The sequence below is a fragment of the Pseudooceanicola nanhaiensis DSM 18065 genome (assembly GCF_000688295.1).
Lineage (GTDB): Bacteria > Pseudomonadota > Alphaproteobacteria > Rhodobacterales > Rhodobacteraceae > Pseudooceanicola > Pseudooceanicola nanhaiensis.
This window is the reverse complement of sequence record NZ_JHZF01000013.1, coordinates 762,175-783,387: the sequence shown is the minus strand read 5'-3', so window position 1 is coordinate 783,387 and position 21,213 is coordinate 762,175. Positions and strand designations below refer to the sequence as shown.

The 21,213-nt window shown below is 68.4% G+C and carries 21 protein-coding genes, 1 tRNA gene and 1 riboswitch; of the genes, 7 read left to right on the top strand and 15 right to left on the bottom strand.

Annotated elements, in window-relative coordinates; genetic code table 11:
• Positions 1-29: 29 nt before the first annotated feature.
• The 7 genes from metK to miaB form a co-directional block, all read right to left on the bottom strand.
• Positions 30-1,208 (bottom strand): methionine adenosyltransferase, encoded by a 1,179-nt coding sequence (metK, locus tag Q344_RS0113840; RefSeq protein WP_028287260.1) that lies wholly within the window; start codon positions 1,206-1,208, stop codon positions 30-32.
• Between the two features lie 5 nt (positions 1,209-1,213).
• Positions 1,214-1,262, bottom strand: a riboswitch (SAM-SAH riboswitch).
• 33 nt (positions 1,263-1,295) lie between these two features.
• Entirely contained in the window at positions 1,296-2,813 is a 1,518-nt protein-coding gene (lnt, locus tag Q344_RS23965; protein ID WP_036539229.1) for an apolipoprotein N-acyltransferase, read from the bottom strand.
• On the bottom strand, positions 2,806-3,720 hold the full coding sequence (locus Q344_RS0113830) for a hemolysin family protein (protein WP_028287259.1): 915 nt from the start codon (positions 3,718-3,720) through the stop codon (positions 2,806-2,808). The genes lnt and Q344_RS0113830 overlap by 8 nt, the downstream gene beginning before the upstream one ends.
• A 39-nt stretch (positions 3,721-3,759) precedes the next feature.
• Complete coding sequence (ybeY, locus tag Q344_RS0113825) at positions 3,760-4,254, bottom strand: rRNA maturation RNase YbeY (protein ID WP_028287258.1); 495 nt, start codon at positions 4,252-4,254, stop codon at positions 3,760-3,762.
• Positions 4,255-4,327: 73 nt separating this feature from the next.
• Positions 4,328-5,335 carry a PhoH family protein gene (locus tag Q344_RS0113820; protein ID WP_028287257.1) on the bottom strand — a complete coding sequence of 336 codons (1,008 nt, stop codon included), beginning with the start codon at positions 5,333-5,335 and terminating at the stop codon, positions 4,328-4,330.
• 518 nt (positions 5,336-5,853) lie between these two features.
• Positions 5,854-6,177 (bottom strand): hypothetical protein, encoded by a 324-nt coding sequence (locus Q344_RS0113815; protein ID WP_028287256.1) that lies wholly within the window; start codon positions 6,175-6,177, stop codon positions 5,854-5,856.
• 245 nt (positions 6,178-6,422) lie between these two features.
• A complete protein-coding gene (miaB, locus tag Q344_RS0113810) occupies positions 6,423-7,742 on the bottom strand; it encodes a tRNA (N6-isopentenyl adenosine(37)-C2)-methylthiotransferase MiaB (RefSeq protein WP_028287255.1) in 1,320 nt (439 codons plus the stop codon).
• A gap of 113 nt (positions 7,743-7,855) precedes the next feature.
• On the opposite strand from miaB, the gene Q344_RS0113805 reads away from it, so the two are divergent.
• Entirely contained in the window at positions 7,856-8,722 is an 867-nt protein-coding gene (locus tag Q344_RS0113805; RefSeq protein WP_028287254.1) for a hypothetical protein, read from the top strand.
• A 19-nt stretch (positions 8,723-8,741) separates the two neighbouring features.
• On the opposite strand, the gene Q344_RS26705 is transcribed toward Q344_RS0113805, so the two are convergent.
• From Q344_RS26705 to fabA, 5 genes are all read right to left on the bottom strand, one after another.
• Entirely contained in the window at positions 8,742-8,876 is a 135-nt protein-coding gene (locus Q344_RS26705; protein WP_268238641.1) for a hypothetical protein, read from the bottom strand.
• Between the two features lie 353 nt (positions 8,877-9,229).
• On the bottom strand, positions 9,230-10,126 hold the full coding sequence (locus Q344_RS0113795) for a sugar kinase (RefSeq protein WP_028287253.1): 897 nt from the start codon (positions 10,124-10,126) through the stop codon (positions 9,230-9,232).
• Positions 10,127-10,328: 202 nt separating this feature from the next.
• Positions 10,329-11,117, bottom strand: coding sequence for an enoyl-ACP reductase FabI (locus Q344_RS0113790; RefSeq protein ID WP_028287252.1), 789 nt, complete (start codon positions 11,115-11,117; stop codon positions 10,329-10,331).
• 26 nt (positions 11,118-11,143) lie between these two features.
• Entirely contained in the window at positions 11,144-12,373 is a 1,230-nt protein-coding gene (fabB, locus tag Q344_RS0113785; protein ID WP_028287251.1) for a beta-ketoacyl-ACP synthase I, read from the bottom strand.
• 31 nt (positions 12,374-12,404) lie between these two features.
• Positions 12,405-12,914, bottom strand: a complete 510-nt coding sequence (fabA, locus tag Q344_RS0113780) for a bifunctional 3-hydroxydecanoyl-ACP dehydratase/trans-2-decenoyl-ACP isomerase (RefSeq protein WP_028287250.1) — start codon at positions 12,912-12,914, stop codon at positions 12,405-12,407.
• A gap of 193 nt (positions 12,915-13,107) precedes the next feature.
• Here fabA and irrA point away from each other — a divergent pair, with 193 nt between their 5' ends.
• Entirely contained in the window at positions 13,108-13,524 is a 417-nt protein-coding gene (gene irrA / locus Q344_RS0113775) for an iron response transcriptional regulator IrrA (RefSeq protein ID WP_028287249.1), read from the top strand.
• 352 nt (positions 13,525-13,876) lie between these two features.
• Here irrA and clpB read toward each other — a convergent pair whose 3' ends face one another.
• A complete protein-coding gene (clpB, locus tag Q344_RS0113770) occupies positions 13,877-16,495 on the bottom strand; it encodes an ATP-dependent chaperone ClpB (RefSeq protein WP_028287248.1) in 2,619 nt (872 codons plus the stop codon).
• 221 nt (positions 16,496-16,716) lie between these two features.
• Here clpB and Q344_RS23960 point away from each other — a divergent pair, with 221 nt between their 5' ends.
• Together Q344_RS23960 and pyrF are read left to right on the top strand one after the other, a co-directional pair.
• On the top strand, positions 16,717-17,040 hold the full coding sequence (locus tag Q344_RS23960) for a hypothetical protein (RefSeq protein WP_036539227.1): 324 nt from the start codon (positions 16,717-16,719) through the stop codon (positions 17,038-17,040).
• Between the two features lie 134 nt (positions 17,041-17,174).
• Positions 17,175-17,894, top strand: coding sequence for an orotidine-5'-phosphate decarboxylase (gene pyrF, locus Q344_RS0113760; protein WP_028287247.1), 720 nt, complete (start codon positions 17,175-17,177; stop codon positions 17,892-17,894).
• Positions 17,895-17,912: 18 nt separating this feature from the next.
• Here the strand turns inward: pyrF and Q344_RS0113755 are convergent, their stop codons facing one another.
• Complete coding sequence (locus tag Q344_RS0113755; RefSeq protein ID WP_036539224.1) at positions 17,913-18,332, bottom strand: NUDIX domain-containing protein; 420 nt, start codon at positions 18,330-18,332, stop codon at positions 17,913-17,915.
• Between the two features lie 46 nt (positions 18,333-18,378).
• Between Q344_RS0113755 and Q344_RS0113750 the strand changes: the two genes are divergently transcribed.
• The gene (locus Q344_RS0113750) at positions 18,379-19,632 is read left to right on the top strand and encodes a DNA polymerase IV (RefSeq protein ID WP_028287245.1); all 1,254 of its coding nucleotides are present in this window, start codon (positions 18,379-18,381) and stop codon (positions 19,630-19,632) included.
• An 81-nt stretch (positions 19,633-19,713) separates the two neighbouring features.
• Here Q344_RS0113750 and Q344_RS0113745 read toward each other — a convergent pair whose 3' ends face one another.
• Positions 19,714-20,577: an N-formylglutamate amidohydrolase gene (locus Q344_RS0113745; protein ID WP_028287244.1), complete on the bottom strand. Its 864-nt coding sequence runs from the start codon at positions 20,575-20,577 to the stop codon at positions 19,714-19,716.
• A 166-nt stretch (positions 20,578-20,743) separates the two neighbouring features.
• Here Q344_RS0113745 and Q344_RS0113740 point away from each other — a divergent pair.
• Together Q344_RS0113740 and ykgO are read left to right on the top strand one after the other, a co-directional pair.
• Positions 20,744-20,818 (top strand) — tRNA-Val (locus tag Q344_RS0113740).
• 75 nt (positions 20,819-20,893) lie between these two features.
• Positions 20,894-21,019 carry a type B 50S ribosomal protein L36 gene (ykgO, locus tag Q344_RS0113735; protein WP_028287243.1) on the top strand — a complete coding sequence of 42 codons (126 nt, stop codon included), beginning with the start codon at positions 20,894-20,896 and terminating at the stop codon, positions 21,017-21,019.
• The last annotated feature ends 194 nt before the right edge of the window (positions 21,020-21,213 follow it).

Genomic DNA, 21,213 nt, shown 5'->3' with positions numbered 1-21,213 from the left:
GGGGCCTTTTGCTTGCCGGGCAGAAGCCTTCAGCCCTTCTTCAGCGCCTCGACGAGGTCCGTCTTCTCCCAGGAGAAGCCGCCGTCCTCTTCCGGCGCCCGGCCGAAATGGCCGTAGGCCGCGGTGCGCTGGTAGATCGGCTTGTTGAGCTCGAGGTGCTCGCGGATGCCCCGCGGGCTCAGGTCCATGACCCGGGCGATCGCGCGCTCGATCTCCTCCTCGTCGACATGGCCGGTCCCGTAGGTGTCGGCATAGATCGACAGCGGCTTCGAGATCCCGATCGCGTAGCTCAGCTGGATCGAGCACTTGTCGGCCATCCCCGCCGCCACGACGTTCTTGGCGAGGTAGCGCGCGGCATAGGCCGCCGAACGGTCCACCTTGGTCGGATCCTTGCCCGAGAACGCCCCGCCGCCATGCGGCGCCGCGCCACCGTAGGTGTCCACGATGATCTTCCGCCCCGTGAGGCCCGCATCCCCGTCGGGTCCGCCGATGACGAACTTGCCCGTCGGGTTCACCCACCATTCCGTCTTGTCGGTCAGCCAGCCGTCCGGCAGGACCTCGCGGATGTAGGGCTCGACGATGGCGCGGATGTCCTCGCTCGACTGGCTCTCGTCGGCGTGCTGGGTCGAGAGCACGAGCTGCGTCACCTCGACCGGCTGCCCGTTCTCGTAGCGCAGCGAGATCTGGCTTTTGGCGTCGGGCCGCAGCGTCGGCTCCGCGCCGCTCTTGCGGGCTTCGGCCAGCCGCTTGAGGATCGCGTGCGAGAACAGGATCGGCGCCGGCATCAGCGCGTCGGTCTCGTTCGTGGCGTAGCCGAACATGATGCCCTGGTCGCCCGCGCCCTCGTCCTTGCTGTCGCTGGCGTTCACGCCCTGGGCGATATGCGCGGACTGCTTGTGCAGCAGGTTGGTGATCTCGCAGGTTTCCCAGTGGAACTTGTCCTGCTCGTAGCCGATGTCGCGGATGCAGTCGCGGGCGATCCCCTCGACCCGGCTCATCATGGTCTTCAGGTTGTCCTCGTCGGCGAGGCCGATTTCTCCGCCGATGACGACACGATTGGTGGTTGCAAATGTCTCGCAGGCGACGCGCGCGTGGGGCTCTTCAGCGATGAGCGCGTCCAGAACCGCGTCTGAAATACGATCGCAGACCTTGTCCGGGTGCCCCTCGGAAACGGATTCCGAGGTGAAAATGTAGTTCTGCCTTGTCATGAAAATGCTCCATTGGAAGTTGCCTGTCACGCCAGGAAGCCGTTGTGACAGGAGTGCTCTTCTCGTTACGCCCGGGGCCCCGGGGCGTCAATGGCCGGTTGTATGCATTTGTCCTCTTCGCGCCGCAAATGCCGATACAAGCACGAGAATCACCAATCCGAGGAGCGGCCAGCTCCCGATCCGGGCATAGAGCGTGGGCGCCGCCGCCGCGGGCCGCGGCACGTCGAGATAGCCGGTCTCGCCCAGGGGGAGGGCGGCGATCGTGGTCCCGTCCGCGGCGATCACCGCCGAGATGCCGGTATTGGCGACCCGGACCATCGGCAGCCCCTGTTCGACCGCCCGCAGCCGGGCCTGCGCGAAATGCTGGTAGGGGCCCGAGAAGGTGCCGAACCATGCGTCGTTGGTGATCTGGAGCAGGACATCGGGCCGCTCCGCGACGCTGCGGATCTCGGCCGGGAAGACGGCCTCGTAGCAGATCAGCGGAATCGCGCGGCCGGCGGGGCCGAGGTCGATCGCCCTGGGCCCCTCGCCGGGGGTGAAACCGCCGAAGCGGTCCACTATCGGCGCGAGCCCGAGGCGCGACAGCAGCGCGCCCTGCGGCAGGTATTCCCCGAACGGGACGAGGTGGTGCTTGTCGTAGACCTCGCTGACCGCGCCGTCGGGCTGCAGGACCGCGAGGGAGTTGAAATAATCCCAGTCCTCGCGCCGTTCGATGCCGATCACGCTGACAGCGCCCTGCGCCCGTTCGGCGATGACCGAAAGGATCTGATCCGCATCGTCGAGGAAGGCGGGCACCGAGGTCTCCGGCCAGATCGCCACGTCCACCGCGGGCGCCTGCGCCGAATAATCGAGCATCCGGTTGAAGTAGAACCCGATCTTCTCGGGATCCCATTTCTCGCGCTGCGGGGCGTTCGGTTGCATCAGACGCAGCACCGGCGCATCGCCGGGCGTCTCGGGGGGCTTCGGTGCCAGCGCCGGCGCGGTGAGGATCAGGCCGCCGGTGACGATCACGAGCGGCACCCCGGCCCGCAGCGGCTGCGCTGGCACGCGGGACAGGGCGGCCGCGAGCGCCAGCGCCAGCAATGTCAGCCCGCCCGGCCCCGTCCACGCAGCCACCTGGATCAGCGGAGAGCCGATCAGCACATGTCCGATCTGCGCCCAGGGGAAGCCGGTGAAGATCACGCCGCGGACCAGCTCGGCCAGCGTGAGCGCGGCGACGAAGGCCGGCAGGCGCATCCGGCCCCGGGGCGCGATCCACTGCGCCAGCGCGGAACCCGCGGCCCAGAAGAGCGCGAGCCCGCCCGCCATGAAGATGAGCGCGAAGGGCGCCATCCAGCCGTGGCGCGCGATGTCGATGAGGAACGGCTCGACGATCCAGTTCAGCGCGACGAGGAAGTATCCGGTGCCGGCCGCCCATCCGGCCCAGGCCGCCCGGCGGACCGAGGGGGCGCGGTCGAATCGCCACACCACGCCCGCCAGCGCGAAAAGCGCCAGCGGCCAGAGGTTGAAGGGGGCGAGCCCCAGAGCCGCCACCGCGCCGAACCCGGCGGCGAGACCGAGGTCTCGCCAGAGCGGGCGGCGCACCGCCGAAGCGGTGTCAGGCATCCGCGAGTTCGTTCTGGGCGAGCCGCACCCGCAGCCGCTTGATGCGGCGGGGATCGGCGTCGATCACCTCGAACTCGTGGCCGGCGGGGTGTTCGACCACCTCGCCGCGCGCCGGCACCCGGCCCGAGAGCATGAACACCAGGCCGCCGAGCGTGTCGATCTCTTCCTCGTCGACGCTGTCGTCCTCGGTCAGGTTGACCCCGGTCTCGGCCTCGAATTCATCGAGCGGCGCCTTGGCGAGGACCAGCCACGAGCCGGTCTTCTCCTTGGTCCAGAGCGCGTCTTCCTCGACGTCGTGCTCGTCCTCGATCTCGCCGATGACCTGTTCGATCAGGTCCTCGATGGTCACGAGCCCGTCCACCCCGCCGTATTCGTCGATCACCAGCGCCATGTGGCGGCGTTCCTGCTGCATCTTCTGCAGCAGCACCCCGATCGGCATCGACGGCGGCACGAACAGCAGCGGCCGGAGCAGCGCCTTGATCGAGAACCGCCCGCCCGCGCCGTTGAACCCGTGCTTGAGCGCGAAGTCCTTCAGGTGGATCAGCCCGATGGGCGTGTCCAGCGTGCCCTGGAAGACCGGCACCCGGGTCATGCCCGTCTCGCGGAAGACCTTGACCAGGTCGTCCCGGGTGATGGTGGAGGGCACGGCCACGATGTCGGCCTTGGGGACCGAGACATCCTCGACCCGCATGCGGCGCAGGTTGACCATGCCGTGGGCCGGGCGTGGCGTCTCGGTGGCGGAGTGTGTCCGGGATGGCTCCGGCGCTGCGGCGGGGCCGCGCGCGAAGAGCCGGGATAAGAGTCCGCGGCGCGGGGCGGGCTGAACCGCCGGAGCCGCTTGTGTCGGTGTGCCCTTCGGCAGCGCGCCCTGCGCTGCACTCAAAGAACCGTCAGTGGAGTCGCCCATCTGTCCTTTCCGGTGCGGTCGGCCCGAAATGGCCGACGATCAGTCATATGGGTCTGCAATACCCAGTTTGCCAAGTATGTCAGTCTCTAAATGTTCCATCAAAGTGGCATCTTCGTCACGAACGTGATCATAACCCAGCAAATGCAACACTGCATGAACGATCAGGTGCGTGGCATGGTCGGTGAGCGGTTTTCCCCCCTCGCGGGCCTCGCGCGCGCAGGTTTCCCAGGCGATGGCGATGTCTCCGAGCTCGGGATCGCGGGGCTCGGGCGGCTCGGGCCGCGCGCCGGGGATCTCGGCGCCGCGCTCCTCGGAGGGCCATGAGAGGACGTTCGTGGGGGTCGGCTTGTCGCGGAAATCGGCGTTCAGCCCGGCGATCCGGGCGTCATCGCAGGCGAGGATGGAGATCTCCCAGTCCTCGGGGTCGAGATCGAGATGGGTGAGCGTCGCCCGCGCCGCGGTCTCGGCCAGGGCTTCGAGGCCGGCCTGTTCCCAGCGGGGATCTTCGATCAGGAGGTCAGTGAGTGTGGACATGTCGGAGCGGGGGCTGTCTGCCCCCGCGCCCCCGAGGATACATTGACCAGAGGAAAGCAGGGGCAGGTTTTCGTTACTGATCCGCGTCGTAGGCTTCGATGATCGCGGCGACAAGGGGGTGGCGCACCACGTCCTTGGCGGTGAAGTAGTTGAAGCTGATGCCCTTGATGTCGTTCAGGATCCGCTCTGCGTCCGACAGGCCCGAGGTCACGCCGCGCGGCAGGTCGACCTGGGTGCGGTCGCCGGTGATGACCATGCGCGATCCCTCGCCCAGGCGGGTCAGGAACATCTTCATCTGCATCGTGGTCGCGTTCTGCGCCTCGTCCAGAACGACATAGGCGTTCGCCAGCGTCCGGCCGCGCATGAACGCGAGCGGCGCGATCTCGACGCGCTTCTCCTCGAACATCTTCTGCAGCTGCTTCGCGGGCAGGAAGTCGTTCAGCGCGTCATAGAGCGGCTGCATGTAGGGATCGACCTTCTCCTTCATGTCGCCGGGCAGGTAGCCCAGCTTCTCGCCCGCCTCGACGGCCGGACGGGACAGGATGATCCGGTCCACCAGCCCCTCGATATACATCGAGACGCCGACGGCCACCGCGAGATAGGTCTTGCCGGTCCCCGCGGGGCCGATGCCGAAGGCGAGCTCGTTGTTGAAGAGGTTCGAGACATAGGCCTTCTGCGCGTCGGTCCGCGGCTCGACCAGCTTCTTGCGGGTCTTGATCTCGACCGGGCCGCCCTTGAACATCTCGAGCTGGTTGCCGTCGCGCGTCGGCCGCGCCGGGCCCGGCTCGCTCATCCTGAGTTCGCGGTCGATGTCGGCCGGGCCGACCTCGCGACCGGCCTCGAGCCGGGCGTAGAGCGCCTTCAGAAGCGCCACGGACAGATCCGCGGCGGCCTTCTCGCCGATCACCACGAGGTGGTTGCCGCGCCGCAGGATCTGGACCGAAAGCTTCTGTTCGATCTCGGCCAGATTGCGGTCGTATTCGCCGCAGAGCGCGATCAGCAGGTAATTGTCGGGGAAGTCGATCTGGACTTCGGCGAGCGGGGCGTCGTCAGTCGGCGGGGGCAGCACGGTGGTGGCCAATCAGGACTCCTGCGGAATGGTTCTGGGGTGAGCGTGCCAAGCACGGGGACAGGGCGCAAGTCTCAATGCCGCGAGCACTGCGCCGGAACGAAAACGTGCCGCGAAGCAGGGCGCTGGCGGCACGGCGGGGCGGGATATGTCGGGGCGGACCGGCACCGGGTCAGACGACCCAGGTTCCGGGCCAGGGCGCGCCTCGAGGCGCGGGCGTCCCGGCTTTGATTGCGATGAGGTCGGGGACCTGGCCCGTCACGTCGCTCTTTCCCGTCAGACCGGCGGTTCCCGCAGCCATCGGCGGCCTCCGCCCGTATCATCAATGTAGGCGCTCGCGATGCGAAGAAAAGCCCGATGCGCAGATATGGGGTGCGGGGGCGTGGCGGCTACGACATATTCGCCACATGCCGCGGCAGGCCCTGCGAAAAAAGGGCCGCCCCGCGGGGCGACCCTTTCCACTCGTTATGTCTGTCCGGCCCTGCCTCGCGAAGCGCAGGACCGATCCCCACTCGGTAATCCGGAATGTCTCAGCGCTTACGGAATTCGGGCGACTCGCGGTAGATGCGAATCATCTCCTGCTTCATGCCGTCCTCGTTGCCGACCAGCCAGTCGTCGCGGCAGACCCGCTCGGCGATGGCGTGCGATGTCGGGTAGTCGTAGCCGATCTTGATCAGGCTATCGATGAAGTTCGAGTTCGGACGGTCCCAGATGACGTCCTTCCACGGGCCGCGGAAGCAGCTCACGATGATGACGTCGTTGCTGAACTGGTAGATCGTCTTGGAATAGCTGCCGGCAGAGGCCGGCACGGCGAGAGCGGCCGCCATGGCGGCGCCGAGAATGAACTTTTTCATATCGTTCCCCTTGGGATCTGACTTCGCAAAACCGTGTCGGCCGGCCCCAAACCATCCGGCCCCGCGTGACACGATGAAGGCGCCCCCCGGCGCGTCTGAGCTGGATAATGGGGCTTGCGCGACCGGTGGCAAAGGAAATCTGCCTATTGTCGCGCCTACTGAAACAAAGCCCGGAAACGGCCGCAATTCAGGTCTAAACCCGTCACATTTGCGGCGGAAATGTGGCGCCGGTGTCGCGGCGGCCGTCAGGCCAGCACGCCCTGCAGCGAGTTCGGCCCGCTCGAAACGATTCGGACGCGGCGCAGATCGCCGGCGTCCAGCTCCTGCGCATCGACGAAGACCGAATGCAGGTAATCCGACTTGCCGACCATCTGGCCCGGCCGCCGGCCCGGCTTCTCGAAAAGCACCCCGACCGTGCGGCCGACCATCGAATCCTGGGCCGCCTGCTGCTGGCGCAGGATCAGCGCCTGAAGCCGGTGGAGCCTCTCGTCGGCCTCGGCCGGATCGACCTGCGGGCGCTCGGCGGCGGGGGTTCCGGGGCGCGGCGAATACTTGAAGGTGAAGGCCGAGCCGTAGTTAACCGCCTCGATCAGCTCCATCGTGGCGCGGAAGTCCGCCTCGGTCTCTTCCGGGAAACCGACGATGAAATCGCCCGACAGCAGGATGTCCGGCCGGGCCGCCCGGATACGCTCGACCACGCGCATGTAGCTTTCGGCCGTGTGCCGCCGGTTCATCCGCTTGAGGATCCGGTCGCTGCCCGATTGCACCGGAAGATGGAGATAGGGCATCAGCTTGCCGCACTCGGCATGGGCCGCGATCAGGTCGTCGCCCATGTCGTTCGGATGCGAGGTGGTGAAGCGGATGCGCTCCAGCCCGTCGATCCGGTCGAGCGCCCGGATCAGCCGCGCGAGGGTCCAGTCGCCGCCCTCCGGCCCGGCCCCGTGGTAGGCGTTGACGTTCTGGCCCAGCAGGGTGATCTCGCGCACGCCGCGGTCCACCAGATCCCGCGCCTCGTGTAGGATGCGGGCCGCGGGGCGCGACACCTCGGCCCCGCGGGTATAGGGCACGACGCAGAAGGCGCAGAACTTGTCGCAGCCCTCCTGCACCGTCAGGAACGCGGTCGGACCGCGCTTCGCCTTGGGCCGCTCCCTGAGACGGGCGAACTTGTCCTCCTCGGGGAAATCGGTGTCGATGACCTTTTCCGTCCCGGCCCTGGCCTCCATTTCGGGCAGGCGGTGATAGCTCTGCGGCCCGACGACAAGGTCGACCATCGGCTGCCGCGCCATGATCTCGGCCCCTTCGGCCTGGGCCACGCAGCCCGCCACGCCGATCTTCAGCCCCGGCTTGTCGGCCTTCAGGCCCCGGAAGCGGCCCAGTTCGGAATAGACCTTCTCGGCCGCCTTCTCCCGGATGTGGCAGGTGTTCAGCAGGATCATGTCCGCCTCTTCCGGCGAACCGACCTCGACATAGCCGTTGCCGCCCAGGGCCTCGGCCATGCGCTCGCTGTCGTAGACGTTCATCTGACAGCCGTAGGTCTTGATGTAGAGCTTCTTCGCCTCGCCCATCTCGCGGCCTCCGGGATGCGGGTTCAGGGCGCGTGCCTACACCATCCGGACCGCCGCTTGCAATGCGCACGGCTTGCGGCAAGTCTGGCGGCACGATGCGGGAAAGGCAGGCGATGCGCTACGATGGGGTGGACCACTTCCTGAAAGACGGACGGACGGCACTGACCAGAGGCCCCGTGGCGATGATCTTCGACGAGGACGGGGTCGAGCTGGCTTCGACCATCCGGCACCATCGGCAGGCCGGTTTCGCCGAGGTCCTGGTCTTCATGGCCGCGGACGCGCCGGCGCCGGAGGGGATCGAACCCATGATCCGGATCGGATGGGACCGGGGCGAGGACGGCGCGCTCTGCCGCAATGTCAACGCGGTGATCGCGGCCGCACCCGGCACCTGGCTCTATTATTGCTACAATGCGGAATACCTCTTCCACCCGTTCTGCGAGACGCGCTCGGTATCCGAGATGCTGGCCTTCCACGCCGAGGAACGGCGGGAGGCGATGCTGACCTACGTGATCGACCTCTACGCCGACGATCTCACCGCCGTGCCGGGCGCCGTCTCGCTCGAGGCGGCGCATCTGGACCGGACGGGGTATTACGCGGTCGACCGGCCGGACCCCGCGCACCCCGGGCGGTCCGCCGAGCGGCAGTTCGACTTCCACGGCGGATTGCGCTGGCGCTTCGAGGAACACGTTCCCGAGGACCGCCGCCGGATCGACCGGATCGCGCTGTTCCTGGCCAAGCCCGGGCTGGAGCTGCTCGAGGGGCATGTCTTCAACGAGGCGGAATACAACACCTACGCCTGCCCCTGGCATCACAACCTGACGGCGGCGATCTGTTCCTTCCGGACGGCAAAGGCGCTGCGGCGCAATCCGGGATCCCGCTACGACATCCACAGCTTCCGGTGGCACAACTCGGCGCCATTCGAATGGCATTCCCGCCAGCTTCTCGACCTCGGCCTGATGGAGCCCGGCCAGTGGTTCTGAGCCCACGGCCCGGCCCGGATCAGGCCCCGATGTCGAGGCGGATCAGGATGCCTGCAAGCGCGACCCCGCCCAGCACGAGCCGCAGCGCCGTTTTCGACGCACGGCCACGGGCGAAGGATTTACGCTTGGTGGTTTTGAAGTTCAGCTCTGCCATACCCCATGTTTAACAGGTGATTGCGGCGGTGCTTAGGCCGAATTGGGATCAATCCGGATCGTCGGTGAGTATCCGCTCATTTTCCACGCCGGGCGACGAAACTGCGCCGATGACGACGTCGAACACGGGCTCGGGCCCGCAGACGCACCAGGGGCCACGCGCCGAATCGACATGCGCCGCCCGGACGTCGCCTGCCGATCTGCCCCGTCGCCCCCCCATGGTCGGGGCAGGAGCCGATGGCGAACTCCAGCGTACAAGCCTCCGGCAGCGGGACGAAGGCGAAGCGCCCCTTCCCGTCCCGCCGTCCGTTCGCGGACACAGGCGCCCCGGCCCCGGCCCCGGCAAGGTTCGTCTCAGACGGTGACCGGCACCAGCGCCCCCGGCTGGCGGACCACCTGGGCGGCCACGGCATGGCCCGCACGCACCGCCGCTTCCAGCCCCGCGCCGCCGATCAGCGCGGCCAGCAGCCCGGCGTTGAAACTGTCCCCGGCACCTGTCGTGTCCACCGGCGCGACGGCTTCGCACCCCACGGTGCCGCGCCCGCCCCGGTCCAGCGTGACGACCGGCCCGCCGCCGGTCTTGACCACCACGACCTCCGCCCCCGCGGCGGCATAGCGCGCGGCCGTCGCCCCCGGGTCGGCATCGCCGAAGGCGGCCGCCTCGTCGTCGAAGCTCGGCAGGACGAGCGCCGCCAGCCCCGCTGTCTCCGTCACCACCCGGCGCAGGGTCCCGGCATCCTCCCAGAGACGGGGCCGCAGGTTCGGATCGAAGGCGATGCACGCGCCCGCGGCCCGCGCGGCCCCGAGCGCCGCCAGCAGGCGCGCGCGGGCCTCCGGAGACAGGATCGCCATGGTGATGCCCGAGACATAGACCCAGCCCGCCCCTTCCAGCGCCGCCGCCAGCGCGGCGGGATCATCGGCCAGGCACCGGGCGGCCGAGGTCTCGCGCCAGTAGGTGAAGCTGCGCTCGCCCCGCTCCGTATGGATCATGTAGAGCCCCGGCACCCGGCCCGGGATCCGGCGGACATGCCCCGTGCCGATCCCCGCCGCCCGCATCGCGCCAAGCATCTCTTCCGACACCGGATCGTCGCCGAGGGCGGTCAGGTAATCGACGGCATCCCCGTCGGGAAGGCACCGCCGCAGGTACCAGGCGGTGTTGTAGGTGTCCCCGGCAAAGCCCAGCCGCGGCGGCGCGCCCTCGGGGCGGGCGATCTCGACCATGCATTCACCGATTGCAACGACACGGACCATGCGCCTCTCCCTGCTGTGCCCGGCCTCCTCCGGACGCCCGACACATTCACCGCGAGGACCCCCGCGATCAACCGCGCCGCAGGCCCGCCTCTTCACTTTTCCGGAAATACTCCCGCCGGAGGCATCCGCGATTTGGCCTCGGGCCAAATCGCAAGACATCGTGTGCGGCCCGCAGGGCCGCGCCTTTCGGACGGACCCGCTCTTACAGGTTCTCGGGCTGGGGCATGCCGAGGACGTGGTAGCCGCCGTCGACGCGGATGATCTCTCCGGTCGTGCAGGCGCCCGCGTCCGAGGCGAGGTAGACCGCCGTGCCGCCGACCGCCTCGAGCGTCGCATTGGCGCGCAGCGGGGCGTTGGCCTCGGTCTGGCGGAAGGTCTTCCGCGCGCCGCCGATCGCCGCGCCGGCAAGGGTCTTCATCGGCCCCGGCGACACCGCGTTCACCCGGATCCCGTCGGGCCCGAGGTCGTTCGCCAGGTATCGCACCGCGGCCTCGAGCGCCGCCTTGGCCACGCCCATCACGTTGTAGAAGGGCGTCACCCGGTTCGACCCCTGGTAGGTCAGCGTCAGGATCGTGCCGCCCTCGGTCATCAGCTTCGACGCCCGCCGCGACACGTCGATCAGCGAGTAGCACGAGATGTCGAGCGACTGCTTGAAGTTCGCGCGGCTGGTGTTGATGAACCGGCCCGCCAGCTCGTCCTTGTTGGAATAGGCGATGGCGTGCACGAGGAAGTCGAGCCGTCCCCATTCCGCCTCGAGCCGGTCGAAGGCCGCATCGAGCGAGGCGTCGTCGGTCACGTCGGCATCCAGCAGCAGCGTGGAGCCCAGCGAGGCGGCCAGCGGCTCGACCCGCTTGCCGAAGGCCTCGCCCTGGTAGGTGAAGGCCAGCTCCGCCCCCTCGGCCGCCATGGCCTTCGCGATGCCCCACGCGATGGAGCGGTCGTTGGCCACCCCCATGATGAGCCCGCGCTTGCCCTTGAGATGATCGCCCATGTCCCTACCCTCCGCCTCTTCGTCACTCAGCCGCGATAGCGGGACAGCAGCATGGAGCCGTTGGTGCCGCCGAAGCCGAAGGAATTGGTCATCACCGTGTCGAGCTCGGCCGCCTCGCGGAGCTCGGTCGCGATCTCCTCGGGCTTCAGCGCCGGATCGAGCGTCGCGACGTTGATCGAGGGCGCGATGAAGTCCTGGTCGAGCATCAGCAGGCAGAAGATCGCCTCGAGCGCGCCGGCCGCGCCCTGCGCATGCCCGGTCATCGACTTGGTCGACGAGATCGGCGGGGTGGAGCCGTCGCCGAAGACACGGCGCACCGCCTCGACCTCGCCCACGTCGCCGACCGGGGTCGAGGTGCCATGCGCGTTGATGTAGCTGACCTTGCGCCCGTCGGGCAGCGTGGACAGCGCCAGACGCATCGCCCGCTCGCCGCCCTCGCCCGAGGGCGCGACCATGTCATGCCCGTCCGAGGTGGCCGCGTAGCCTGTGACTTCGGCATAGATCTTCGCGCCGCGCGCCAGCGCGTGCTCGAGGTCTTCCAGCACCACGATGCCGCCGCCGCCCGAGATCACGAAGCCGTCCCGGTCCGCGTCGAAGGCGCGGGACGCCTTCGTCGGATCGTCGTTGTACTTCGAGGACATCGCGCCCATGGCATCGAACAGGCACGACAGCGTCCAGTCGAGCTCTTCGCCGCCGCCCGCGAACATCACGTCCTGCTTGCCCATCATGATCTGCTCGGCCGCGTTGCCGATGCAGTGCAGCGAGGTCGAGCAGGCGGAGGTGATCGAATAGTTGATCCCCTTGATCCTGAACGCCGTCGCGAGGTTCGCGGAGATCGTCGAGGACATGCATTTCGGCACCGCGAAGGGCCCGATCCGCTTGGTCCCGCCGGATTTCAGCACCGTCTGGTGCGCGGCGAACATCGCGGAGGTCGAGGGACCGCCCGAGCCCGCCACCAGCCCGGTGCGCGGGTTCACGATCGTGCCCTCGTCCAGCCCCGCATCCGCGATCGCCTGCTGCATCGCGATATGGGCATAGGCGGCGCCCGGGCCCATGAAGCGCAGGGTGCGCTTGTCCACGTGCTCGGACGGGTCGATCTTCAGCGTGCCCGCAATCTGGCTGCGGAAGCCGTTCTCGGCCATCTCGGCGACCGGCTCGATGCCGGAGCGTCCGGCTTTCAGGGAGGCGGTGACCTCCTCGGCGTTGTTGCCGATCGAGGAGACGACTCCCAGACCTGTGACGACGACGCGGCGCATGGCGCTCTCCTTCCCGGGAATAGTGGCGGTGTCAGCTTTCCGACAGGGCGACCTTCATGTCGGTCACCTCGTAGATAACCTCTCCGTCCGCTTCCACAATGCCGTTCGCGACCCCCATGGTCAGGCGACGGGTCTGCACGGCCTTGGTGAAATCCACGTAGTAGGTCAGCATCTTGCGGTCGGGGCGGACCATGCCCTTCAGCTTCACCTCGCCGACGCCCAGAGCATAGCCCCGCCCCTGCCAGCCGCGCCAGCCGAGATTGAAGCCGGTGAGCTGCCAGAGCCCGTCGAGCCCGAGGCAGCCCGGCATGATCGGGTTGCCGGGGAAGTGGCACTCGAAGAACCACAGGTCCGGGGTGATGTCGAATTCGGCGACGACGTGGCCCTTGCCGTGCTTGCCGCCGTCCCCGCTGATGTCCGTGATCCGGTCCATCATCAGCATCGGCGGCGCCGGTAGCTGCGCATTGCCCTCGCCGAACAATTCGCCCCGGGCGCATTTCAGCAGATCGTCTTTGTCGAAACTGGTCGGATACCCGGCCATACAGGCTCGCCCCCTCAATCGCCATGCCCTTACCGGGCGTCGCTTCCCTCTACCATCCGGCGAAAGCCCCATGCAAGGGCATGACATTCTGACGCAACGGCGCGGCCCGGTCCGCCAAATCCGTGAAACCGATTGAAATCCCGGACCTTCCGCCCCTATATTGCCTGCCGAGGAGACGGATATCGTGCAGCCCATTACGCAACACGCAACCCAGACCGGAACCGACTGGCTCAGCGAGGGCGGATTGCGTCCGACGCGGCAGCGCATTGCGCTGGCGGCGCTTCTCGTGGGGGACGGCCGCAACCGGCACGTCACCGCAGAGAGCCTCTACGAGGCGGCGATGAGCTGCGGCGAAAGCGTTTCCCTCGCCACCGTCTACAACACCCTGAGGGCCTTCTGCGATGCGGGGCTGATGCAGGAGATCACGGTGGACGGGTCGAAGAGCTATTTCGACACGAACATGCACGATCACCCGCATTTCTACTGGGAAGACGAGGGGCGCCTGTCGGACGCCCCCGCGGAAGAGCTCGAGATCGCGCGCCTTCCGAAGGCGCCCGACGGCGCCGAGATCAGCAAGATCGACGTGGTCATCCGCCTGCGGAAGCGCTGAGGGTCCGACCCTCGCCGGCGCGGCCCGCGCTGGTAGCCTGAACTCTCGACCCTCTGATCCATGCCTGCCATGGCCGCCCCCTGCGGCCACCGCACCAGCGCCTCCGCTCCGGGGACGGCGCCGGGGGCATCCTTCCCTCCGCTCTGGCAAGCCTGGCCGGCGCCGGCCGGGCGCCCTGCGGCCTTGCGCCGGGCGGGGGGATCTGTTCGGGGGGTCGGCGGGGCCGGGCCTGCCTCTTCGTGCCATGGTCGTGCCCGGGCGGCCCCGCTGCCTGCCGCCGCAGACCGGCCTTCAGCCCCTGAAACGCGAAAAGGCCCCGCCGAAGCGGGGCCCCTCCATCACGTCACGCGGCTCAGTGAACCGTGGCATCCCGCGGCGCGTCGCGGTTGGTGTTGCCCACCCGGTCGCCGAGGATCAGCCCCTCGGCCCCGGCCGAGACATGCACCGTGTCGCCGTCCTTCACGTCGCCCGCCAGCAGCATCTCGGCCAGCGGATCCTGCAGCGCCTTCTGGATCACCCGCTTCAGCGGGCGCGCCCCGAAGACCGGGTCGTAGCCCTCGTCCGCGAGCCACTTCCGCGCGCCGTCGTCGAGGTCGAGCGTGATCTTCCGCTGCGCCAGACGCTTCAGGAGCCGGGACATCTGGATGTCCACGATCCCCGACATGTCGCCGCGCGCCAGCCGGTCGAAGACGACGATCTCGTCCAGACGGTTCAGGAACTCGGGCCGGAAATGCGCCCGCACCGCCTCCATCACCTCGCGCTTGGCCTCGCCGGTGTCGCTGCCTTCCGGCAGCCGCGACAGGGCCTGGGACCCGAGGTTCGACGTCAGGATGATCAGCGTCTGCTTGAAGTCGACCCGGTGGCCCTGACCATCGGTCAGCACCCCGTCGTCGAGCACCTGCAGCAGCACGTTGAACACGTCCGGATGCGCCTTCTCGACCTCGTCGAACAGCACGACCTGGTAGGGCCGCCGCCGCACGGCTTCGGTCAGAACGCCGCCCTCGTCATAGCCGACATAGCCCGGAGGCGCGCCGATCAGCCGGGCCACGGAGTGCTTCTCCATGAATTCCGACATGTCGATCCGCACCATGGCGTTGTCGTCGTCGAACAGGAACTCCGCGACGGCCTTGGTCAGCTCGGTCTTGCCGACGCCCGTCGGCCCGAGGAAGAGGAACGAGCCCAGCGGCCGGTTCTCGTCGTTGAGACCCGCACGCGCCCGCCGGACGGAATTCGCCACCGCGGTGACGGCCGCGTTCTGGCCGACGACCCGCTTGTGCAGGCCCTCTTCCATCCGCAGCAGCTTCTCGCGTTCGCCTTCCAGCATCTTCGACGTGGGAATCCCCGTCCAGCGCTCGACGACCTGCGCGATCTGCTCGGGACGCACGGCCTCTTCGACCATGACGCCTTCGGCTTCCTGCTGTTCGGCGGCACCCAGCTCCTTCTCGAGCTGCGGGATCACGCCGTAGGAGAGCTCCCCGGCCTTCGCCAGGTCACCCTGCCGCTTGGCGATCTCCAGATCGGCCCGCGCCCGGTCGAGCTGTTCCTTCAGGTCGCGCGCCGAGGCGAGCTTGTCGCGTTCGGCCTGCCACTTGGCGGTCATCTCGTTCGAGCGGTCCTGCAGGTCCGCCAGCTCCTTCTCGAGCCGTTCCAGCCGGTCCTTGGAGGCCGCGTCGTCCTCCTTCTTCAGGGCCTCGGCCTCGATCTGCATCTGCAGGATCTGGCGGTCGAGCTGGTCGAGCTCCTCGGGCTTGGAATCCACCTCCATCCGGAGCCGGCTTGCGGCCTCGTCCACGAGGTCGATCGCCTTGTCCGGCAGGAACCGGTCGGTGATGTAGCGGTGCGAGAGCGTCGCGGCCGCCACCAGCGCGGAGTCGCTGATCCGCACGCCGTGGTGCAGTTCGTACTTCTCCTTGATGCCGCGCAGGATCGAGATCGTGTCCTCGACCGTCGGCTCGGCCACCGTCACCGGCTGGAACCGCCGCGCCAGCGCCGCGTCCTTCTCGACGTACTTGCGGTATTCGTCGAGCGTGGTCGCGCCGATGCAGTGCAGCTCACCCCGGGCCAGCGCCGGCTTGATGAGGTTCGCGGCATCCATCGCGCCGTCGGTCTTGCCGGCGCCGACGAGCGTGTGCATCTCGTCGATGAAGAGGATGATCTCGCCCGCGGCGCCCTCGATCTCCTTCAGGATGGCCTTCAGCCGTTCCTCGAACTCGCCGCGATACTTCGCACCCGCGATCAGCGCGCCCATGTCGAGCGCGAGCAGCCGCTTGTTGCGCAGGCTCTCCGGCACGTCGCCGTCGATGATCCGCAGGGCAAGGCCCTCCGCGATCGCCGTCTTGCCGACGCCGGGTTCGCCGATCAGCACCGGGTTGTTCTTGGTCCGCCGCGACAGAACCTGCATCGAGCGCCGGATCTCGTCGTCGCGCCCGATGATCGGGTCGATCTTGCCCTCCTCGGCGGCCTTGGTCAGGTCGCGGGCGTATTTCTCGAGCGCCTCGAACGTGTCCTCGGCCGAGGCGGTGTCCGCCGTCCGCCCCTTGCGGATGTCGTTGATCGCCTCGTTCAGGGTCTGCGCATGCACGCCGCCCGCCTCCAGCGCGTCACGCGCCGGGCTCTTGACCAGCGCAAGCGCGGTCAGCAGCCGTTCGACGGGCACGAAACTGTCCTTGGCCTTCTGCGCGACCTTCTCGGCCTCGGTCAGGACCTTCACGGTCTGCTGTCCGAGATAGGTCTGCCCGGCGTCGCCCGAGACCTTGGGGAGTTTCTTCAGCGCGATGTCCGTGGCCTGCACCACCCGCGCGGGATCGCCGCCCGCCTTGCGGATCAGGTTGCTGGCCAGCCCTTCGCTGTCATCCATGAGTGCCTTCAGCACATGTTCCGGGGCCAGCTGCTGATGCCCTTCCCGGATCGCGATCGTCTGCGCCGCCTGGATGAAACCGCGCGACCGCTCCGTGAACTTCGACAAGTCCATCGTTCTCTCCTTCAGTAAAGCGTCCCCTGACGGCCACCCTTCGAAAGGCATGTGCCGCGCCGGAACCTCAGGACTAGAGATGGGGATCGCACCGCGCGGTTCAAGTTCGCTTCAGGTCGAAAATGGAACCGCGCGGGGGTTTCGGGGGTTCACAGCGAAACAGACCGAATCGCAAGAATTCGCAGGCAGGGACACAGGCAGGGACATCGTAGGAGGCACCCATGGCCCGTCAGAAGAACAGGATTTCGCAGATCACCTACAACCCGGCGACACAATGCTTCGAAGCAGCCGTGACGCTGATCATGGAAGAGGAGGCCTTCACCTATCCGGTCTCCATTCCCGCACCGCTCGACAGCTCGTACGAGGACGTCACCAAGGCCGTCCTCGCCCGCGCCAAGCGGATGCATGAAGGTGCAAACCCCGGCTTCCGCAGCCGGAAACCGTCCGAGGACGCGCTGGCGATGCCCATCATCGTTCCGCCCTCGGTGCGCGAGGCCACAGTCGGTCTCTGGGACCGGCTGCTGAGCGGCGGCCGGGCGGCCTGACCCGGGGGCGTGGCGGGCATCGTCCCGCCCACCCCGCCGACCGCAGCCCGGCGCGCAGCGACGCATCACCCCTCCGCCCTTGACGCATCCCGACCGTTCCCCCAATAGACCCGCATATCCCACAGGAGGCGGACATGGCGGATGAACGGCTGATCGTGGCCCTCGACGTCCCGAACGCGCTGGACGGCCTGCAGATGGCCGAGCGCATCGGCGACGCGGCGGATTTCTACAAGATCGGGCTCGGGATGCTCACCGGCGGCGGCATGGCGCTCGCCAACGAGCTCAAGCAGGAACACGGCAAGCGCATCTTCCTCGACATGAAGCTCTTCGACATCCCGGCGACGGTCGAAAACGCCGTCCGCGGCATCGCCGCCTACGGGCTCGACTTCCTGACCGTGCATGGCGACCCCTACGTGGTCAGCGCCGCCAAGCAGGGTGCGGCGGGCTCGGACACCAAGATCCTCGCCGTCACCATCCTGACCTCGCTGGAGCGCGAAGACCTCGACGCCGCGCTCATCACCCAGGGCGACCTGCGCGAGATCGTCTGCACCCGCGCCGCCCGCGCCTTCGAGGCCGGGGCCGACGGGGTGATCTGCTCGGCCCGCGAGGCCGCCGCGATCCGCGCCCTTCCGCAAGCCGAGGGCCGGCTGATCGTCACCCCCGGCATCCGCCCTCTGGCCGCCGCGGACGACGACCAGAAGCGCGTCGCGACGCCCCGGTCCGCCATCCGCGACGGCGCCGATCACATCGTGGTGGGCCGCCCGGTCTGGCGCGCCGACGACCCGCGCGGCGCGGCGCAGGCAATCCAGCAGGAAATCGCCACCGCCTGGCAGTCGAACACCAGTTTCGCCTGAGCCGCCCCCGGGGCCGCGTCAGCGCGCTGCGGCGTGGTCCAGCAGGATCTGCAGCCGGTCGCGGAAATGCGGGATCGCCATGGCATCCCGCATGTAGCTCTCGGGCGGCATCATCGCCCAGCCCTGCCCCTCGTCGCCGAAGCGGACCTCGTCCCGGCGGCGCTCGGCCAGGCGGGCGCCGAAGAACCACATCCGGCGGGGGGCCCGATACCACGCCCGCCAGAAGAGGTCCGCCGGGGCCAGTATCAACCCGGTCTCCTCCCGCGTTTCGCGCAGGGCGCAGGCCACGGGGCTTTCGCCCGCCTCGCGCCCGCCGCCCGGGAAATCGAGGTAGCCCGGCCAGGGAATCGGCTTGCCCTCGTCCCGCCGGATCACCAGCAGGTCGTCCCCGAGGAAGAGCGCCACTTTCGCGCCGTCGAACGGCCTGTCATACTCCATGGCCCCAATGTAGGATGGGCGGGAGCCACCCGCCAGCGATGTCACGATGCCCGCCCTCTGCCGCGACTGCCTCACCGAATTCGACCACGGCCCGCGCTGCCCCTCCTGCCGGTCGCGCCGGGTGGTCGCGCATGCCGAACTGAACACGCTCAGCATCGCCCACATGGATTGCGACGCCTTCTACGCGAGCGTCGAGAAACGCGACAATCCCGAGCTGCGCGACAAGCCCGTCATCGTCGGCGGCGGCCGGCGGGGCGTGGTCTCGACCGCGTGCTACGTGGCCCGGATCCGCGGCGTGCGGTCCGCCATGCCGATGTTCCAGGCGCTCAAGCTCTGCCCCGAGGCGGTGGTCATCAAGCCGCGGATGGCCGCCTATGTCGAAGCCTCCCGCGCGATCCGCGCCATGATGGAGGAGATGACGCCCGCGATCGAGCCGCTCTCGCTCGACGAGGCCTTTCTCGACCTGACCGGCACCGCGCGGCTGCACGGCCATGCGCCCGCCTTCATGCTGGCGCGGCTGGTGAAGCGGATGCGGGACGAGCTGGGGCTGACCGGCTCCGTCGGGCTGTCGCACAACAAGTTCCTCGCCAAGGTCGCCTCCGACCTCGACAAGCCGCACGGGTTCTCGGTGATCGGCGCCGCCGAGACGGCGGACTTCCTGCGCGACAAGCCGGTGCGCCTGATCTGGGGCGTGGGCGCCGCGGCGCAGGATTCGCTCGACAAGGCCGGGATCCGGACCTTCTCGGACCTCCTGAGGTGGGAGAGGACGGATCTGCACGCCCGCTTCGGCGCCATGGGCGACCGGCTCTGGCACCTCGCGCGGGGGCAGGACCATCGCCGCATCTCGGCCAATGCGCCGGTGAAGTCGATCTCGAACGAGACGACGTTCCACGAGGACACCGGCGATGCGGACCTGCTGGACGGCCACCTCTGGCGGCTGTCCGAGAAGGTCTCGGACCGGGCCAAGGCGCGGGCACTCGCCGGGCGGGTCGTGGTGCTGAAGCTGAAACGCGCCGATTTCCGGACGATCACGCGCCGCGTCTCGCTGCGGGAGCCCACCCAGATGGCCGACACGATCTACCGCCGGGCCCGGGCGCTCTACGACCCCGTCGCGGGCGAGGCGCCGTTCCGGCTGATCGGCGTCGGGATCTCGGAGCTGGCGCCCGAGGCCGACGCGGACCGCTCCGGCGACCTCCTCGACCCGGAGGCCGCGAAACGCAGCAAGGCCGAGAGGGCGGCGGACCTGATCCGGGAACGCTACGGCAGTGAGGCGATCATCAAGGGGCGGGCGCTGCGCTGAGGGCGCGCCCTGCCCGCGCAAGCCGGACCGTCAATCCCGGCGCGCAGGGCGAAACGGGCCGGCAATGACCTGCACTCGGCGTCACTCCGCCGCCAGGGGCACATCCTTCCGCCGTCCGATCTCGGTCAGGTCGCACACCACGGACCGGATCAGGCGCTTGAACGGCTCGAAATTCGCGTTCGGCCTGATCATCTGCTCGTTCATGTAGATCGAGCGGTCGATCTCGATCTGGATCGCGTGCTGCCGCCGCGAGGGGCGCCCGTAATGCTGGGTCACATAGGCCCCCGCGAAGGGCGCGTTGCGGATCACGTGCAGACCGGCGGCGGCAAAGGCCTCCTCCACCCGGTCCACGATCGCCGCATCGGCGGAGGCGCCGAACCGGTCGCCGATCACCACGTCGGGCCGCTTCGCCCCGGCGCGGGCGATGCAGTCCACCGCCTCGTGCGGCATCGAGTGGCAATCGATCAGCACCACCTCCCCGAAGCTCCGGTTGGTCACGTCGAGAAGCGCCTGCAGCGCCGCGTGATAGGGCCGCCAGCAGGCGTCGATCCGGCGCCGCGCCTCGGTCAGCGGCATCTTCCCGCGATAGATCGCCCGCCCGTTCGACACGACCCGCGGGATCACGCCAAGACCCGAGGTGATCCGCGGGTTGTGCGACGACCGCCGCACCCCCTCCACCAGCGCGGGGTCGAGCTCGTCCGCCGAGCGGTTGAGGTCCACGTAGGCCCGCGGCGTGCGGGCCGCGAGCAGCGGTGCGCCGAATTCCGTCGCGGCAGCGAAGAGCTCGTCGACGAAGGCGTCCTCCGAGGACCGGATCGACGAATCGTCCAGCACGCTCGCCCTGAGAAACTCGCGCGGGTAGTCCCGTCCGCTGTGCGGCGAGGAAAAGACCACGCTGGTGGTCTGTTGCGCAGGCGAATCAAGGCGATATGGGCGATCTTGCATGGCGAGCCTCCGCTTTCATGATACAGTGAAAAACACGCGCCAAAAGCCCTTGATCCCGGTTTCGACTCCTTTTATAGACCTGCGAACCGGCGCGGAACTCACCCGCGCCCCTTTTGTTGGGGCGCATGCCAGAATGACCTGGAGGGAAGCGAAGCGAAGGCCATATGGGTGATTAGCTCAGCGGTAGAGCACTTCGTTGACATCGAAGGGGTCACTGGTTCGATCCCAGTATCGCCCACCATTCACCGGTCCCCTCCAGGGGGGATCACGACGGAAACCCGGGCGCTCGCCGCGCCGCGACAAGAGGAGATGGTCCATGAAGGTCCGCAACTCGCTCCGCTCGCTCAAGAGCCGTCACCGCGATTGCCGCGTCGTGCGCCGCAAGGGCCGCGTCTACGTGATCAACAAGACGCAGCGCCGTTTCAAAGCCCGCCAGGGCTGAACCGGCCGCGGCTTGCCGCGTGACCGAAGGGCCGCCCCCCGGGGCGGCCTTTTCGCATTCCGGGAGACCGAAGAGACCGTCCGCCAGGGCGCAGCCCCCTCCGATCCCCCCGCCTGCTTCCTCTTGCCGAAAATATCCCCGCCGGAGGCACCCGCGATTTGGCCCACGGCCAAATCGCAAGGCATCGCGTGCGC